Source organism: Bacillus sp. LNXM65, assembly GCF_002998575.1.
Lineage (GTDB): Bacteria > Bacillota > Bacilli > Bacillales > Bacillaceae > Bacillus.
The window spans coordinates 65657-82825 of record NZ_PVRB01000008.1 but is presented as its reverse complement, the minus strand read 5'-3'; the positions used below and the strand labels follow the sequence as shown (position 1 = coordinate 82825).

21 protein-coding genes and 1 other annotated feature are annotated in these 17169 nt (G+C 43.0%); of the genes, 19 read left to right on the top strand and 2 right to left on the bottom strand.

Going from position 1 to position 17169, the window contains the following annotated elements; translation table 11 throughout:
- Positions 1-19: 19 nt before the first annotated feature.
- From C6Y03_RS15995 to pheA, 16 genes are all read left to right on the top strand, one after another.
- Complete coding sequence (locus tag C6Y03_RS15995) at positions 20-589, top strand: Maf family protein (protein WP_106039613.1); 570 nt, start codon at positions 20-22, stop codon at positions 587-589.
- 48 nt (positions 590-637) lie between these two features.
- Positions 638-1312, top strand: a complete 675-nt coding sequence (radC, locus tag C6Y03_RS15990; protein WP_034662037.1) for a RadC family protein — start codon at positions 638-640, stop codon at positions 1310-1312.
- A 90-nt stretch (positions 1313-1402) separates the two neighbouring features.
- Positions 1403-2422 (top strand): rod shape-determining protein, encoded by a 1020-nt coding sequence (locus tag C6Y03_RS15985; RefSeq protein ID WP_012010766.1) that lies wholly within the window; start codon positions 1403-1405, stop codon positions 2420-2422.
- A 27-nt stretch (positions 2423-2449) separates the two neighbouring features.
- Positions 2450-3349 (top strand): rod shape-determining protein MreC, encoded by a 900-nt coding sequence (gene mreC / locus C6Y03_RS15980; protein ID WP_003216396.1) that lies wholly within the window; start codon positions 2450-2452, stop codon positions 3347-3349.
- The gene (gene mreD / locus C6Y03_RS15975; protein ID WP_034661648.1) at positions 3346-3864 is read left to right on the top strand and encodes a rod shape-determining protein MreD; all 519 of its coding nucleotides are present in this window, start codon (positions 3346-3348) and stop codon (positions 3862-3864) included. Before mreC ends, mreD begins: the two co-directional genes overlap by 4 nt.
- Before the next feature lie 54 nt (positions 3865-3918).
- Positions 3919-4602 carry a septum site-determining protein MinC gene (gene minC, locus C6Y03_RS15970; protein ID WP_106039612.1) on the top strand — a complete coding sequence of 228 codons (684 nt, stop codon included), beginning with the start codon at positions 3919-3921 and terminating at the stop codon, positions 4600-4602.
- A 2-nt stretch (positions 4603-4604) separates the two neighbouring features.
- Positions 4605-5408, top strand: coding sequence for a septum site-determining protein MinD (minD, locus tag C6Y03_RS15965; protein WP_003216504.1), 804 nt, complete (start codon positions 4605-4607; stop codon positions 5406-5408).
- Between the two features lie 109 nt (positions 5409-5517).
- Positions 5518-6309, top strand: a complete 792-nt coding sequence (locus C6Y03_RS15960; protein ID WP_106039611.1) for a M23 family metallopeptidase — start codon at positions 5518-5520, stop codon at positions 6307-6309.
- Positions 6302-7171 carry a M50 family metallopeptidase gene (locus tag C6Y03_RS15955; RefSeq protein WP_106039610.1) on the top strand — a complete coding sequence of 290 codons (870 nt, stop codon included), beginning with the start codon at positions 6302-6304 and terminating at the stop codon, positions 7169-7171. The genes C6Y03_RS15960 and C6Y03_RS15955 overlap by 8 nt, the downstream gene beginning before the upstream one ends.
- Positions 7172-7237: 66 nt before the next feature.
- Positions 7238-7310 (top strand) — a sequence feature (ribosomal protein L21 leader region).
- A gap of 12 nt (positions 7311-7322) precedes the next feature.
- Positions 7323-7631, top strand: a complete 309-nt coding sequence (gene rplU, locus C6Y03_RS15950; protein ID WP_003216781.1) for a 50S ribosomal protein L21 — start codon at positions 7323-7325, stop codon at positions 7629-7631.
- 14 nt (positions 7632-7645) lie between these two features.
- Complete coding sequence (locus tag C6Y03_RS15945; protein WP_106039609.1) at positions 7646-7984, top strand: ribosomal-processing cysteine protease Prp; 339 nt, start codon at positions 7646-7648, stop codon at positions 7982-7984.
- A 12-nt stretch (positions 7985-7996) separates the two neighbouring features.
- Positions 7997-8281, top strand: a complete 285-nt coding sequence (rpmA, locus tag C6Y03_RS15940) for a 50S ribosomal protein L27 (RefSeq protein WP_003216586.1) — start codon at positions 7997-7999, stop codon at positions 8279-8281.
- Positions 8282-8537: 256 nt separating this feature from the next.
- Positions 8538-9131, top strand: a complete 594-nt coding sequence (locus C6Y03_RS15935) for a sporulation initiation phosphotransferase B (RefSeq protein WP_034661629.1) — start codon at positions 8538-8540, stop codon at positions 9129-9131.
- A 21-nt stretch (positions 9132-9152) separates the two neighbouring features.
- Entirely contained in the window at positions 9153-10439 is a 1287-nt protein-coding gene (obgE, locus tag C6Y03_RS15930; protein WP_066030594.1) for a GTPase ObgE, read from the top strand.
- Between the two features lie 55 nt (positions 10440-10494).
- A complete protein-coding gene (locus tag C6Y03_RS15925) occupies positions 10495-10938 on the top strand; it encodes an ACT domain-containing protein (RefSeq protein WP_003216269.1) in 444 nt (147 codons plus the stop codon).
- 18 nt (positions 10939-10956) lie between these two features.
- Entirely contained in the window at positions 10957-11835 is an 879-nt protein-coding gene (pheA, locus tag C6Y03_RS15920) for a prephenate dehydratase (RefSeq protein WP_034661622.1), read from the top strand.
- 24 nt (positions 11836-11859) lie between these two features.
- On the opposite strand, the gene C6Y03_RS15915 is transcribed toward pheA, so the two are convergent.
- Positions 11860-12402: a transcription repressor NadR gene (locus C6Y03_RS15915; RefSeq protein WP_060596884.1), complete on the bottom strand. Its 543-nt coding sequence runs from the start codon at positions 12400-12402 to the stop codon at positions 11860-11862.
- 3 nt (positions 12403-12405) lie between these two features.
- A complete protein-coding gene (locus C6Y03_RS15910) occupies positions 12406-13548 on the bottom strand; it encodes an IscS subfamily cysteine desulfurase (RefSeq protein WP_066030595.1) in 1143 nt (380 codons plus the stop codon).
- A 97-nt stretch (positions 13549-13645) separates the two neighbouring features.
- Between C6Y03_RS15910 and nadB the strand changes: the two genes are divergently transcribed.
- From nadB to nadA, 3 genes are read left to right on the top strand one after another with little or no spacing between them, the layout of a single operon-like run.
- On the top strand, positions 13646-15217 hold the full coding sequence (gene nadB, locus C6Y03_RS15905; protein ID WP_106039608.1) for an L-aspartate oxidase: 1572 nt from the start codon (positions 13646-13648) through the stop codon (positions 15215-15217).
- The gene (gene nadC, locus C6Y03_RS15900) at positions 15199-16062 is read left to right on the top strand and encodes a carboxylating nicotinate-nucleotide diphosphorylase (protein WP_106039607.1); all 864 of its coding nucleotides are present in this window, start codon (positions 15199-15201) and stop codon (positions 16060-16062) included. The genes nadB and nadC overlap by 19 nt, the downstream gene beginning before the upstream one ends.
- Positions 16049-17158, top strand: coding sequence for a quinolinate synthase NadA (gene nadA / locus C6Y03_RS15895; RefSeq protein WP_106039606.1), 1110 nt, complete (start codon positions 16049-16051; stop codon positions 17156-17158). Before nadC ends, nadA begins: the two co-directional genes overlap by 14 nt.
- Positions 17159-17169: the final 11 nt, after the last annotated feature.

The following is a 17169-nucleotide window of genomic DNA, read 5'->3' as shown; positions in this document are numbered from 1 at the left end:
CCTGAAAGGATGAACAAAAATGAACCAATTGATTCTCGCATCTCAATCACCTAGAAGAAAAGAATTGCTTGATCTAGTAGGGTTTTCTTATGACATTCAAGCAAGTCATTTAAAAGAAGAAATAAATCGAAACCTTTCTCCTGCTGAGAACGTCCAATGGTTGGCAGAACAAAAAGCAAATGATATTCAAAGATTAAATCCTAAAGCTGTGATCATTGGTGCAGATACAATTGTTGCAATTGATGGCAAATGTCTTGGGAAACCAAAAGATAAGAAAGAAGCGGCTTTCATGCTTCAATTATTATCAGGAAAGACACATCAAGTCTTGACGGGTGTCACGGTTCAGTCAGAGAATAGAAAAGAAACATTTTATGAACAGACAGAAGTGACATTTTGGACGCTGACTCAAAATGAAATAGACCGCTATATCAATACGGGCGAGCCCCTTGATAAAGCGGGAAGTTATGGCATTCAAGGGAAAGGCGCACTGTTTGTTCAAAAAATAGATGGTGATTATTTTTCCGTTGTAGGTCTACCTATTGCGAAAACAGTCAGAGTGCTTGAAACCTTTGGAATCACCCCTTTTTGAAGACAGGAAGGAATTCTAAAAGGAGTGGTCATCCTGAACGATTTCCCTATGCTGCTAAAGCATTTCCCTCATGATGAAAAACCGAGAGAACGATTTATCAAATACGGGCCCAGCAGTTTGTCAAATCATGAACTTGTTGCGATCCTTCTAAGAACAGGCACAAAAAAAGAATCAGTTCTCCAAATTTCCGCAAGACTTCTGCAAACATTTGGCGGTCTTCGCTCTGTAAAAGAAGCCTCAATTGAAGAAATGTCGAAGATCCGAGGAGTTGGAAAGGCGAAGGCGATTTCTCTTTTAGCTGCTTTAGAACTCGGCACTAGATTACACCATCAAACGACGGATAACCGCTATGTGATCCGCACACCAGAAGACGGAGCGAACTTTGTGATGGAAGATATGAGATTTTTGACACAGGAAAATTTCGTTTGTCTTTATCTCAATACCAAAAATCAAGTTCTTCATAAACATACCGTGTTTATTGGAAGCCTGAATTCATCGATCGTTCACCCGCGTGAAATTTTCAAAGAGGCCTTTAAACGTTCGGCGGCTTCATTTATATGTGTGCACAACCATCCATCTGGAGATCCGACGCCCAGCAGGGAAGATATTGAAGTTACACAGCGACTTTTTGAATGTGGAAAGCTGATTGGAATACAGCTGCTTGATCATCTTGTCATAGGTGATCAAAAATTTGTGAGTTTGAAGGAAAAAGGGTATTTGTAACACTTTTTTTTTCAATGTTTTACGATATAATAGAGTTTATGAGTTTTTCCCTAAAGGGAATTTTGGTTTAAGAAAGGAAGATACATACATATGTTTGGAATTGGTACAAAAGACCTTGGAATAGATCTTGGAACAGCGAATACGCTTGTTTTTATTAAAGGAAAAGGCATTGTTGTAAGAGAACCTTCGGTCGTAGCTTTGGAAACTGATACGAAGTCTATAGTGGCGGTCGGAAATGACGCTAGAAACATGATTGGCCGTACACCTGGTAATGTTGTGGCACTACGCCCGATGAAAGACGGAGTCATTGCAGATTACGAGACGACAGCAACAATGATGAAATATTACATTAATCAAGCATTAAAAGGCAAAGGGCTTTTTGCTCGCAAACCTTACGTGATGGTATGTGTACCATCTGGTATTACAGCTGTAGAAGAGCGTGCAGTCATTGATGCGACAAGACAAGCTGGAGCACGTGACGCATACCCGATTGAAGAACCATTTGCTGCGGCGATCGGTGCTAACCTGCCTGTATGGGAGCCAACAGGAAGTATGGTTGTGGACATTGGCGGCGGTACAACAGAGGTAGCCATTATTTCTCTTGGCGGCATTGTGACATCACAATCGATCCGCGTGGCAGGAGATGAAATGGATGATGCGATCAGCAGCTACATCCGTAAAACGTATAACCTGATGATCGGTGATCGTACGTCAGAAGCCATTAAAATGGAAATCGGTTCTGCGCAGCCTGATGTACATGATGAGATGGATATTCGCGGCCGTGACCTTTTAACTGGTCTGCCAAAAACGATCTCTATTACGGCAGATGAGATTGCAAAAGCGCTTCGCGATACGGTGGAAACAATTGTCGATGCGGTGAAAATGACACTTGAAAAAACCCCGCCTGAGCTGGCAGCAGATATTATGGACCGTGGAATCGTTTTAACTGGCGGCGGTGCATTGCTTCGTAATCTTGACAAAGTCATTAGTGATGAAACGAAGATGCCAGTCATTATTGCTGAAGACCCGCTTGACTGTGTGGCGATCGGAACAGGAAAAGCACTAGAGCATATTCATTTGTTCAAAGGAAAATCTAAAGATAATCGATAATCGGGCGTAAATAAAGAGGTGTAAGACATGCCGCAGTTTTTTATGAATAAAAGATTAATGTTGCTCCTTGTCTGTGTCATCGTACTGGTGGCCATGATTGGTTTTTCAGTGAAAAGCGGCAGAGGTGCTTCATGGCCGGAAAAATTAGTGGGGGATACGACAGGCTTTTTTCAAGGTGTCTTTCATAAACCATCACAATTTATTGCCGGTATTTATGGGAACGTACAAGATTTAAAGAACACATATGATGAAAACGAGCGTCTTCGAAAAAAACTTGATGGACAAACTCAATATGAGGCGAAACTTCAAGAGCTAGAAGATGAGAACAAAAAGCTTCGCAAGCAGCTCGGATATGTGAACTCTATTCGTGATTATACGCCAATTCTATCAACGGTTATCGCGAGAAACCCGTCCCTTTGGGATAGCTTTGTGATGATTGATAAAGGGAAAAAACAAGGCGTTGACAAAGATATGGCGGTCACAAATGAGAGTGGTGCGTTAATTGGGAAAATTGAAAGTGATAAGCTCAACAATTTTACTTCAACTGTAAGGTTGCTAAGCTCTACGGACCAAAATAATAGAATTTCAACGAAAATTTTTGCGAAAAAGGGCAAAGAAGAACTCAACGGAATTATTAACGGTTATGACAGTAAGAAAAAAATGCTGACAATGAATATTCTGAAATCTGATGCAGATGGAGATGTCAAAAAAGGAGATCTTGTTGAAACATCTGGAGCAGGGGGCGTATTCCCGCAAGGCTTGACGATTGGTAAGGTGAGTGAAATCGAACCAGATCATTACGGCCTGACAAAAATTATTTATGTAGAACCAGCGGCTGAACTCAACAATTTAGACCGCGTGATTGTGGTGAATCGCAGCTCAAGTACGGCAGATGCATCTGAATTGACGAAGGAGGAAGGCTCGTGAGACGTGTCCTTCTTGCTTTCGTTATGTTGTTTATCTTCGTATTTGACAGTATTTTTGTCGATCTAGTGAAGCTCCCATTTGTTTCAGACAATCAAATTTTAGCTCCTCATTTCATCTTACTCGCACTTGTATTTATGACTGCTTTTGTGAATCAAAAATATGGTGTGATTTTCGGTTTTATCTTTGGACTTTTATATGATATTTCGTATACAGGCATACTTGGTGTTCATATGTTTGGCTTTGGAGCGCTCTGCTATTTGCTAGCGAAAGCCTTTAAAGTTCTGCAAACGAATATGTTAGTGGTCGTCTTTCTGTCGATTATTGCTGTTTCCGTGATGGAGTTTTATGTATACGGCGTTCAAGCGACAATTCAACCAGGAATTATGCCGTTTAATACGTATGTCATCGAACGCTTTATTCCAACGATTCTTTTAAATACTGCTGCGTCTCTCATACTTGTTGTGCCGCTTAGGCTCTTTTTCATCAATATGAAACAAGGACTGATCGACGAATAAAAGCAGGAGTTTGTCCAATTACGGCGAAATGAGTATGTTGTTGAGGTGAGCATCTTGAAAACTCAAAAACAGCAATATGTGACGATAAAAGGTACAAAAAACGGATTAACATTACAGTTAAATGATGACTGTTCGTTTGATGACCTTCTTTCTGGCTTGCGAGAGGTTCTTTTACTTGAGCAATATACAGATGGTAGAGAAGGGCATAAGGTCAATGTGCATATTAAGCTTGGTTTTCGGTATTTAACAGAGGATCAGGAAATGCGTTTGACTGAAGCGGTCTCTGAAAATGAACATCTCGTCATTCACTCCATTGAAAGTGACGTCATGTCAACTGAAGAGGCGAGACGATTAAAAGCAGAGGCCGAAATTACCTCTGTAGCCAAAATTGTGCGCTCTGGACAGGTGCTGTATGTCGAAGGAGATCTCTTATTAATAGGAGATGTCAATCCTGGCGGAACGATTCGTGCAGGGGGAAATATTTTTGTGCTCGGCTCTTTAAAAGGCGTGGCACATGCTGGATGTAATGGGAATAAACAAGCTGTCATTGCGGCATCTCGTATGATTCCAACACAGCTTCGCATCGCACAAGTGTTTAACCGTGCACCAGATCAAAAAGAAGATGGAAACGAAATGGAATGTGCTTATTTAGATATAGATGGCAACATGATCATTGAACGCCTGCAGCAATTGGCTCATATAAGACCTAATCTGACAAGGCTTGAGGGAGGAATGTGAAATTGGGCGAGGCTATTGTGATTACCTCAGGAAAAGGCGGCGTTGGCAAAACAACAACATCTGCAAACTTAGGCACAGCACTAGCAATTCAAGGGAAAAAAGTGTGTCTAGTGGATACCGATATTGGCCTTCGGAATCTAGATGTCGTGATGGGGCTTGAGAACCGCATTATTTATGATCTAGTCGATGTAGTAGAAGGAAGATGTAAAATTCACCAAGCGCTTGTAAAAGATAAGCGTTTCGAGGATCTTTTGTATCTTTTACCCGCTGCTCAAACAAGCGATAAAACGGCTGTAGAGCCGGAGCAGATCAAAGAATTAATTCAATCATTGAAACAAGACTTTGATTATGTCGTCATTGATTGCCCTGCTGGAATTGAGCAAGGCTTTAAAAATGCTGTATCTGGTGCAGATAAGGCAATTGTCGTGACGACGCCTGAGATCTCAGCTGTGAGAGATGCTGACCGTATCATCGGCTTGTTAGAACAAGAAGATATCGAACCACCTCGTTTGATTGTCAACCGTATTCGTACACACATGGCGAAAAGTGGCGATTCAATGGATGTGGATGAAGTTGTACATCACTTATCGATTGATCTTCTTGGCATTGTCGCAGATGATGATGACGTGATTAAGGCTTCAAACAATGGTGAACCGATTGTCATGGATGCTAAAAACAAAGTATCGATTGCGTATCGCAATATCGCCCGCCGTGTACTAGGCGAATCTGTTCCGCTTCAATCATTTGAAGATGAAAACAAAGGAATGTTTGCGAAGCTGAAAGCATTTTTTGGTGTAAGAGCATAAGCATTCAAGTAAGATGAGACCGATTCGATGAGAATCGGTCTTTTTGTTGCATATCAGATGAGGTCGTCACATAAAATGTACAAACTGTTTGTATGTAAAGGGTGATCTCATGAAAAGAGTGGACGAGTACCGAAAGAAAATTGCGCAGCGCCGCAAAACGAAGCAGCCAGCTGCTCCACCTAAGAAGACGACTTTCAAGAAAAAAGAAGATATCCCTCCATGGGTCATGCTGACAGAGGAAGAAAAGCATTCAGGGTCGTCTTCCTTTGAGTCGTCGTCTCATCAGCCGAAGAAATATCGGCATCCGTTATTTAACCCCAATACCTTTGTGCTGAAATGTTTATTATCTGCGTCCCTTGTGTTGATTGCAGCCATTTCATTTAAAGGTCAGGCAGGGCCGTTTCAGCAGCTGAAGCCGATCATTACGCAGACCTTTGAGCAAGATTTTCAATTTGCTGCTGCCAATCACTGGTTTGAGAAAACAGTTGGAAACCCCCTTGCCTTTTTAACCGACAAAAAGGCAGACCAAAAAGATGTACAAGCGAACCAAGAACTGGCTGTACCTGCTTCTGGAAAAGTGCAGGAATCCTTTACGCAAAATGGAGCAGGTGTCAAAGTCGAAACATCGGCTGAAGCCATTGACAGTATGAAAGAAGGCTATGTGGTAGAGGTAAAAAAGAAAAGTGACACAGGGCTTACAGTGGTCGTGCAGCATGCGGATAACAGCTATAGCTGGTACGGTCAGTTAAAGGAAGCCGATGTGGCCTTATACGATTTTGTCGATAAGGGTGAGAAAATTGGCCAGATCTCACTTGATGATCAAGGAAAGGGCACATATTACTTTGCCATTAAGCAAAATGAACAGTTTATCGATCCTATTCAGGTGATGACCTTTGAATAGATGGCTGGTCATGCTGACGAAAATTCACATTCATCCGCTGCTGTGGATTGTGATGGCGTTTGCGATTCTCTCTGGTCAAATCAAGCCGCTGCTTTGTCTGCTCATCATCGTCTTTGTCCATGAGCTTGGACATGCAGCGGCTGCTTGCTATTATCATTGGCGCATTCGGCGGATTTTTTTACTGCCATTTGGCGGAGCGGTAGAAGTAGAAGAGCATGGGAACCGTCCGCTAAAGGAAGAGTTGGCGGTCATTTTATGCGGGCCGCTCCAGCATGTACCGCTCCAGCTTATGGCATGGCTTTTCATGGAAACTTCTCTTATTTCGCACGACATTTTTACGATGTTCACTTTTTATAATATGGCGATTTTTCTTGTGAATCTTTTGCCTATTTGGCCGCTTGATGGCGGGAAATTATTCTTTTTGCTCTTATCAGCATATTACCCTTTCCAACGTGCACATGCCCTTGCCATAAAAGGCTCCCTTGTCTTTTTCGGTCTATTGACAGGCGGATTACTTTTGTTTGCGCCTCTGCAATTCAATGGCTGGGTGCTGCTCACTTTTTTAGCCTATTCACTCGTAATGGAGCACCGGCAGCGGCATTACGTCAGGGTCCGCTTTTTACTAGAACGCTATTACGGTAAAAAAGAGCAAAAGGTAGAAAAGCTTATTCCGCTGAGAGCGAGCGCTGAGGAAAAAGTATATGAAGTAATGGCGCGATTCCAAAGAGGCTGTAAGCATCCGATTATTATTGAAAGAGATGGCGTGAAAATGAGCCAGCTTGACGAAAATGAACTGCTCCATGCGTATTTTTCAGATCGAAGAACCACCTCCTCAATGGAAGAGCTCCTTTTGCCGTACTAGTGATGAAAATACGTTGACATTCTGCGTCTAATTTGATATATTTTTTAATGTTATGGATATGTAGCACCCGTGCTACAACCGCGCGAAGCAGGTGTAAAGAGCCTAAGGCCCCCTGTATTCGGCGAGTCTGAGTTTATTAGGAGGTGCAGAGATGTACGCAATTATCGAAACTGGTGGTAAACAAGTAAAAGTTGAAGAAGGTCAAACTGTTTATGTTGAAAAACTAGCTGCTGAAGCAGGTGAAACAGTAACTTTTGAAAACGTATTGTTTGTCGGCGGAGACACTGTCAAAGTGGGTAACCCTTCAGTTGCTGGAGCAACAGTAACGGCTAAAGTTGAAAAACAAGGTCGCGGTAAGAAAATTACTGTGTTCAAGTACAAACCGAAGAAAAACAACCACAAGAAACAAGGTCATCGTCAACCTTACACTAAAGTTGTTATCGAAAAAATCAACGCTTAAGGCGTGTGAGTGATATGATCAAAGCAACCATTACTCGGTCGGCAGCAGATGAAAGCATTACGTCTTTTCAGATGACTGGACATGCCGAGTTTGCTGAAAAAGGTCAGGATCTCGTTTGTGCAGGTGTATCTGCTGTTGTTTTCGGCTCAGTCAATTCAATTATTGCACTGACAGGAATGGATCCACTGCTCGATATTGGTGAAGAAGGCGGCTATTTCTCTTTTGAATTGCCAGCTGATACAGATACAGTATCCTTTGAAAAAGCCCAGCTGCTTTTAGAAGGCATGGTCGTTTCCTTAGAGACAATCGAACGAGATTATCACGATTATGTGAGAATATCTACAAAAAAATAGGAGGTGAACTTCATGCTTAGATTAGATCTTCAATTTTTCGCATCTAAAAAAGGGGTAGGTTCTACAAAGAACGGACGTGACTCTGAGTCTAAACGTTTAGGCGCTAAACGTGCTGATGGTCAATTCGTAACTGGTGGTTCTATCCTTTATCGTCAACGTGGAACGAAAATCTATCCAGGTGAAAACGTTGGACGCGGAGGCGACGACACTCTTTTCGCTAAAATCGACGGAACGGTTAAATTCGAACGTTTCGGTCGTGACCGTAAAAAAGTGAGCGTATATCCTGCGGCACAATAATTGCTAAAAACTCCGGTCATTGACTGGAGTTTTTTTCACTTTTTACAAGTAGTATCGAAGATGATAAAAGAAGATGCACTCCATAAATATCAAAGAACGTTTGCTGACTTTGCCTCATTTTCTCCTATAGATCAGAAAAAACAACCTTTCCTCACATAACTAGTGTTTTTCTATGCTGTCTTCTCTGTTATAATTCAGGGAGACATAGTGATGATAAGACTCCTAAAAGAGAGACCAAACGATTGGGAGTGCGATAATGGAAGAGATACCAAGTAAACAAAACGAAAAATTAACTCACGTTGCATTAACAAATGAATTGATCTATCTGCTCAGTCGTTCAAGACACGACTGGATGAATAAATTGCAGCTGATCAAGGGCAACTTGACATTAGAAAAATATGACCGGGTGTTTGAAATTATAGAAGAAATGGTCATTGAAGCACAGCATGAATCCAAACTCTCAAATTTAAAAATTCCCCAATTGGCCTATTACTTTCTAACATTTAATTGGGAGTCGCATTTTATCACCCTAGAATATGAAGTGCTTGGTGAAACCCGAGACTTATCAGCATATGAATCGCAGCTGCTAACGGTATCACAGGAGTTGTTTTCGATATTCGATCAATCAGTTTGCCAAAAAACTGAAAATCATTTAACGGTCACGTTCCAAACAGATCAAGAAGAGAATGATGTGGTCTTATATTTTGATTTCAAAGGAAAATTAACAAGTTTGGATGCGTTAAATGCGTTCCATGACGCAAACTATCCATGTATGAGTGTAGCTCAATTTCATGTGACAAGTCATGAGTCCATGATTGAGCTTTGTTTGAGGCAAGAACGAGATATGTGATGCAGAGAAACGGAGGAAGTTATGTTTGTAGATCAGGTTAAAGTGTATGTTAAAGGCGGTGACGGCGGAAACGGTATGGTGGCGTTCCGTCGTGAAAAATATGTGCCAAAAGGCGGACCAGCTGGCGGCGACGGCGGAAATGGTGCAGATGTTGTATTTGAAGTAGACGAAGGACTCAGAACGTTGATGGACTTTCGTTATAAGCGCCATTTTAAGGCGGATCGCGGCGAGCATGGAATGAGTAAAAACCAGCATGGCCGAAATGCGGAAGAAATGATTGTCAAAGTTCCGCCCGGTACGGTCGTGACAGATGCAGAGACGGAACAAGTACTCGCTGACTTAACAGAGCATGGACAGCGGGCAGTCATTGCAAAAGGCGGACGAGGCGGACGTGGAAATTCACGTTTCGCAACACCGGCAAACCCTGCACCGCAGCTTTCTGAAAACGGTGAGCCGGGAAAAGAACGTGACGTCATCTTAGAACTAAAAGTACTTGCAGATGTTGGACTTGTTGGTTTCCCAAGTGTCGGGAAGTCGACACTGCTTTCAATTGTCTCTTCTGCGAAACCGAAAATTGCGGATTATCATTTCACAACGCTTGTGCCGAACCTAGGAGTTGTCGAAACAGATGATAACCGAAGCTTCGTCATGGCGGATCTGCCAGGACTGATCGAAGGAGCGCACGAAGGTGTTGGCTTAGGTCATCAATTTTTACGCCACATTGAGCGGACAAGGGTTATTGTCCATGTCATTGATATGTCAGCACTTGAAGGACGTGACCCGTACGAAGATTATGTGACGATTAATGAAGAGCTTGAGCAATACAATATGAGATTGACTGAGCGTCCACAAATCATTGTAGCGAATAAAATGGACATGCCAGATGCAGCTGACAATCTAGCGGCATTTAAAGAAAAATTAACGGATGACTATAAAGTGTTCCCTATTAGTGCGATCACAAGAGAAGGGCTTCGTGAGCTTTTATTTGAAATCGCCAATCAGCTTGAAACAACACCGGAATTCCCGCTCTATAATGAAGAGGAACTGTCTGATAACCGCGTGATGTACAGGTTTGATGAGGGAGACGCGCCATTTGAGATCACAAGAGATCCTGACGGTACGTTTGTCATAACGGGTAAAGCACTTGAGCGACTGTTTAAGATGACAGATTTCTCAAGAGATGAGTCCGTGAAACGATTCTCTAGACAACTGCGCGGAATGGGTGTCGATGATGCCTTGCGTGAGCGTGGTGCAAAAGACGGCGACATCATTCGTCTGCTTGAATTTGAATTTGAATTTATTGATTGATCAAAAGGAGGGTCCAGTCCATGGGCTCTCCCGTTTTTAAAAGGGGAGAAAACAGGTGAAAGAAGAAACGTTCTATTTAGTAAGAGAGGATGTCCTTCCAGATGCGATGCGAAAAACGCTTGAAGTCAAAAAGCTTCTCGATCGCAAAAAAGCGGATTCAGTTGCCGATGCTGTTCAACAAGCGGATTTAAGCCGCAGTGCTTTTTATAAATACAGAGATGCTGTTTTTCCATTTTATACGATGGTGAAAGAGCAGATCATCACATTGTTTTTCCACCTTGAGGATCGGTCTGGGGCTCTGTCAAGGCTGCTTCAAATTGTGGCGGACTCTGGCTGTAATGTGTTATCCATTCACCAAACGATTCCGCTGCAGGGAAGAGCGAATGTCACCCTATCCATTAGCACGGCTGGTATGGCAGATGATATCAATACAGTCATGAATCAATTAAGAAAACTTGAATTTGTCGAAAAAGTTGAAATTCTAGGTTCTGGGGCGTAAAAGGAGAGATCATAGCAGATGAAGCAATTAACTGTAGGTTATTTTGGACCAGAGGCAACATTTACTCATTTGGCCGTATGCTCTTGCTTTCCAGCAGATGCAGTGCAGCGTGCCTATGCAACGATTCCGCAATGTATGGATGCTGTGTCAAAAGGCGAAGTCGATTTGGCGGTCGTTCCACTTGAAAATGCACTCGAAGGATCTGTGAACTTAACGATTGATTATTTAATTCATGAAGAAGCGCTGTCCATTGTTGGTGAAATGACAGCACCGATTCGGCAGCATTTGCTTGTCCACCCATCAAGAGCGGAAAGCTGGGAGACATTAGATGTGATCCAATCACATCCGCACGCTATTGCCCAGTGTCATCAATTTCTGAAAAAACAGTACCCAGATATTCCGCACCGTCCGGTAGAATCAACAGGCTATGCAGCCAAATATATCAGTGAGCATCCGGATGAGGCTGCTGGGGCCATTGCCAATGAAATTGCCGCACAAACGTATGGTTTAACGATTGCAAAAAAAGACATTCATGATTATCCGCACAATCATACACGCTTTGTTATTTTACATAAAGATCCTAAGGCGTCGTTCCCAATGAATGCTGGGTTCTCATCGAAGCCAAAAACGACCATTGTGGTCAGTCTGCCAAAGGATGATCAATCAGGTGCATTGCATCGCGTGTTATCTGCTTTTTCTTGGCGGAATCTCAACTTGTCAAAAATTGAATCTCGTCCGACAAAAACAGGTCTTGGACACTATTTATTTATTATAGATATAGAAAAAGAAATGGATGATGTCCTTGTCCCTGGCGCGATTCAGGAATTAGAAGCGATTGGCTGTGAGGTCAAACTGCTCGGCAGCTACCAAACATATGAACTAACGAATGAAAAATAGTGTCCCTTGCAGGACACTATTTTTTTAGTCTTTAATTAAAAAACCAGCGTCATCGAGCGCTTGAATGGCTTGGTCAAGCTGCTTTTGACTGTAAGAAGTGAGTGTATGTAAATGCACGCCGTCTGTTAGTTCTGACAAGTAGGAGGCGCCCGTGTTAGAAATGTGATGAACGAAATCAGCTACTTGCTTGCGAGTACTGACGCGAATAGAGGCCGTTAGTTCACCGTAAACAGGGTGCTCTATGATCACATCTTTCACTGTCACACCAAAGTCTACAATCAAGGTCAGTTCCTCTTCTGTGCGAACAGGATCATGCTTGCAGGCGATGATTTGTTCAATTTCTCTTTCTGGCGCATGCTGCGGTGCCATATACACATAGCCTTGACTTGTGGCAATAATGGGTTCGTTTTTTGCTTTTAATAGTGACATATCTTGTACAATGACTTGTCGAGAGACAGCCGCCTTTTTAGCCAAAAAACTTCCGGTGAGCGGTGTATCTGTTTCTTTCAGCCACTCTAAAATGGCGTTTCTTCTCTCTTCGCCAATGAGTTTCCTCTCTTGCTCCACGTCTTATGCTCCTTTCTTCTCCTTTTGCAATTGTTCAAATGTATGCAAAAGCTGATCGATGTCCTCTTTTGATGACTTCGATCCAAATGATAGTCGAATGAATTGAAGGGCATCACGATCTGATATGTGCAATGCCTTCACAGCGGGGGAAGGATGATGATAACCTGAAGCACATGCGCTTCCAGTCGATATACAAATCCCATGCCGGTTACATGCTAACATTACATATTGTCCTTCAAACCCTTCAAAAAAACAACCAATAATATGAGGCAGCATGCGGCGATTGCCATTGTTTTGAAGTGTACGAACAGGAAGTTGTCTCATTTTCAGCTGCTGAAGAAAATAATCACGAAGCAGCTCATTCTGTTGATGCTGCTCATCTAGCTTAAGCATCAATTGTTCGCTCGCAGCAGCAAAAGCACCGATGCATGGAACGTTCACTGTTCCAAGGCGGAAGCCATTTTCCTGAACTGCACCTGAATATAAAGGCTTCCAAGCAACATGTGCGCCCATATAGACAGCACCAGCGCCCTTAGGTGCATACACTTTATGGCTAGAGATGGAAACGGCATCAACCCCAAGCTCCTTGATGGACACACGAATCTTTCCGAATGTTTGCACGGCATCTGTATGAAAAAGTATGTGCCTTTCTTTTAAAAGGGGTGCTAATTCAGCAAGCGGCTGGATAATCCCTGTTTCTGAATTAGCATGCTGAATAGATACTAGTCCTGTTTCAGGCAATAATGCTTCTTTGAGAATGTCCTTAGTGATGATCCCATCTTGATTCGGTTCAATGATTGTGACCTTCACGCCAAGACGCTCTAAGCTACTAACCGCATGATGAACAGAAGGGTGCTCTACAGAAGTTGTGATGACATGCTGCCTGTGTGCTGGCAGACCATTTGCAATCGATTGAATCGCAAGAAGGTTGGATTCTGTTCCGCCGCTTGTAAAGTAGATGCCGTCTGGTTCGCCCTCAAGAATGGCAGCGAATGATTGTCTGCTGTAAGTCAGTATGTCATTTGCTCTTCCACCTGCATCATGAAGACTGCTTGCATTCCCGTAGCAATCTTGACTTAGCTGCTGAAAAACATGCAGTGCTTCCTCTGAAACAGGTGTAGAAGCTGCGTAATCTAAATAAACCAATCCATCCATCTCCTATGAGAAAATTTTTTCTTGTATTTATTGTAGTGTTGTGTAATGATATGTGTCAAGACAGGTGTAAATGACAGGAGGGGCGAAGGTGTCATCAATCAAAAAAGTCATTGTGGTGGGATCAGGCATTGCAGCGCTTTCCTTTGCAAAAACCATTTCAGAAAGCTGCCAAGTTATCATGATGACAAAAAAACAATTTTCCTCTAGTAATTCCATGCTTGCACAAGGAGGAATCGCTGCTGCCTTTTCAGCACAGGATTCAGTTCATCAGCATGTACAAGACACATTAGCTGCCGGCGGTGATCACAATGATGAGAGGGCGGTACAAGAGATCGTAAGTCGTGGAAAGCAATTGGTGGAGCAGCTCGTAGAAGAAGGCTGTCCATTTGATCAGACGGAGACGGGCGAGCCGCAATTAGGTAAAGAGGGGGCACATACGACTCATCGCATTTTGCATGCAGGAGGAGACCAAACAGGCAAAACCCTCGTGCAGTATTTAAAAAGTCAGCTTGGCTCACATATTCATTTATACGAATATCACCATGTCATTGATCTATTGGTCCATGAAGGAACCTGCATAGGGGTGGTGTGGAAAGATGAGAAAGGACACGTCCATACCATGACCGCAGATGCAGTTGTTTTATCCACGGGCGGCTGCGGCTCCCTATATGAAACAAACACAAATGACCCTTCTGTAACAGGAGACGGACTGATGATGGCCTATCGAGCCGGGGCACAATTAGCAGATCTTGAATTTGTTCAATTCCACCCCACCCTCTTGACGATCGCTGGAAAAGCAGTCGGTCTCGTTTCAGAGGCAGTCCGGGGAGAGGGAGCCTATTTAGAAGATGAAACAGGCAGGAGGATGATGAAAGGCATTCACCCACAAGCTGATTTAGCGCCTAGAGATGTGGTCGCTAGAGCTATTTTTCATGAGCAGCAATTAGGTCATGATCTGTATCTCAATATCCGCGAGATTCCACATTTTTCAGCTCGTTTTCCAGCAATTAATGCGATGTGTCAGCGGGCAGGTGTCGATATGGCAAGCGGCAGGCTCCCAGTTTCCCCTGGTATGCATTTTTTAATGGGCGGAATCTGTGTGAATGAATATGGAGAAACCACTGTTCCATCTCTTTTTGCTATCGGAGAAGCGGCCTGTACAGGCTTACACGGAGCGAACCGATTAGCGAGTAATTCTCTCTTGGAAGGTCTCGTTTTAGGACACAAAGCGGCACGGAGAATTGAACAGGTACCTAAACAGAAAAAAATAGTCCCATCTTTTTCTATTCAAGAAGTATGGTCCGTCCCAGCGATTTCAGAGGATCAGTTGAGACAATGGATGATGACATATGCCGCAATTGTAAGAGACGAAAAAGGGCTAAAGGCCTTGCTTCAAGTATTACAGCAAGTCCCTTATCAGCAAACGAATGTGAAGAATATCACAAGTGAACAGATCGAATTAAGCAATCAATGGTCATTAGCGATTTGCCTTGTGAAGTCTGCATTACTTCGTACAGAAAGCAGAGGCGGCCATTTTCGAATGGATTATCCAAATCGGAATGATGCTTTGTGGCGGGGCATGCAGATTGTCCATGAAAAAGGCCACATTCATATGATGAAAAATGAAAGGATCGGTGCCAAATGGAACGTTTACAGTTAAAACAAATGATGACTCATTTTTTCACAGAAGATATTGGCTTTGGAGATGTATCAGCTGATGCCATTTTTGGAGAAAAGAAAGGAACAGCATACATCATCGCAAAACAATCGGGTGTATTGGCAGGTTCTCAAGTCATTGACATAGGGTACCGCCTGCTGAATGAACAGATTCAAGCTGAGTTGTTTTTTGAGGAAGGTGATTGGATTCATTCAGGCGCTGTGCTGGCGAAAATAAAGGGGCCGGTCAGCGACTTATTAAAAGGAGAAAGGGTCATTTTGAATGTTTTGCAGCGCATGACAGGTATCGCCACATTAACACATGAAGCGGTGCAGCGATTAGCGGATCCGTCGATTACGATTTGTGATACGAGAAAAACGACTCCCGGCTTGCGCATGTTTGAGAAATACGCTGTGAAGACAGGAGGCGGAAAGAATCATCGCTTCGGCTTATCAGATGGAGTGATGATTAAAGATAATCATATTGCCGCATGCGGCTCTATTCGTGAAGCTGTAGATAAAGCAAGAGCATATGCCGGTCATATGGTGAAAATTGAAGTAGAAATTGAATCAGAAACGCAGCTAATGGAAGCCATTGATGCAAAAGCCGATGTCATCATGTTTGACAACTGCTCTCCAAAAAAAGTAAAACGTTTTAAACAAATGACGCCGGAGACAATTCTGACGGAGGCTTCAGGAGGCATCACGTTAGAGACATTGCCAAGTTACAGGGGGACAGGTGTCGACCTTATTTCACTTGGTTTTTTGACACATTCTGCTCCAGCATTTGATTTTAGTATGAATATGGAATTCAGTCATAAAGGGGGAACAACTCATGTCACTGCTTGATGTACTCGCAAATCAACATGCAGCCATGATGCCAGAAGAATATAAGCACCGCTCTGTTGATGAGATGAAGCAGCGTGTGTTAGACATTAAACGGGCCTTTGGATCAAAGCTTTTTATACCGGGGCATCATTATCAAAAGGATGAAGTCATCCAATTTGCAGATGCAACAGGAGATTCATTGCAGCTCGCACAAATAGCCGCGGACAATCAGGAGGCTGAGTACATTGTGTTTTGCGGTGTTCACTTCATGGCTGAAACGGCAGATATGCTGTCAAATAAGAATCAAAAGGTCCTATTGCCAGATATGAGAGCAGGCTGTTCAATGGCTGATATGGCGAACATGAAGCAAACGGATAGAGCATGGGAGCAGCTCACTGATCTGTTTGGGGATACGATCCTGCCGCTCACGTATGTCAACTCAACAGCGGATATTAAAGCATTTGTCGGCAAGCATGGCGGGGCGACTGTTACATCGTCAAACGCTAAAAAAGTGCTGGAGTGGGCGCTCACACAAAAAGAGCGGATTCTGTTTCTCCCTGATCAGCATTTAGGGCGTAATACGGCATTCGATTTAGGCATTTCACTAGAAGAAATGGCTGTCTGGGATCAAATAGAAGAAAAGCTCATCACCGATCAGCCGCTTTCTCGCATCAAGATGATTTTATGGAAAGGCCATTGCTCTGTCCATGAGAAATTTACGGTGCGGAATATTAAAGAAACGAGAAAAAGAGACCGTGACATTCAAATCCTTGTCCATCCAGAATGCACGCATGAAGTCGTCAGGGCTTCTGATCTTGCCGGTTCAACGAAATTTATTATTGATACGATTAAGGAAGCGCCAGCAGGAAGCAAGTGGGCGATTGGAACAGAGATGAATTTAGTCAAGCGGATAATAGATCAGCATCCAGATAAACAAATTGAATCCCTCAATCCGGATATGTGTCCATGTTTGACCATGAATCGGATCGATCTTCCTCATTTGTTATGGTCACTAGAAAGCATTGAGAAAGGTGATTCGGTCGGTTTGATTCAGGTCAATGAAGACATTACCAAAGAGGCTTTACTTGCACTGAATAAAATGCTCGCCATTAAATAATAAATCAGCCC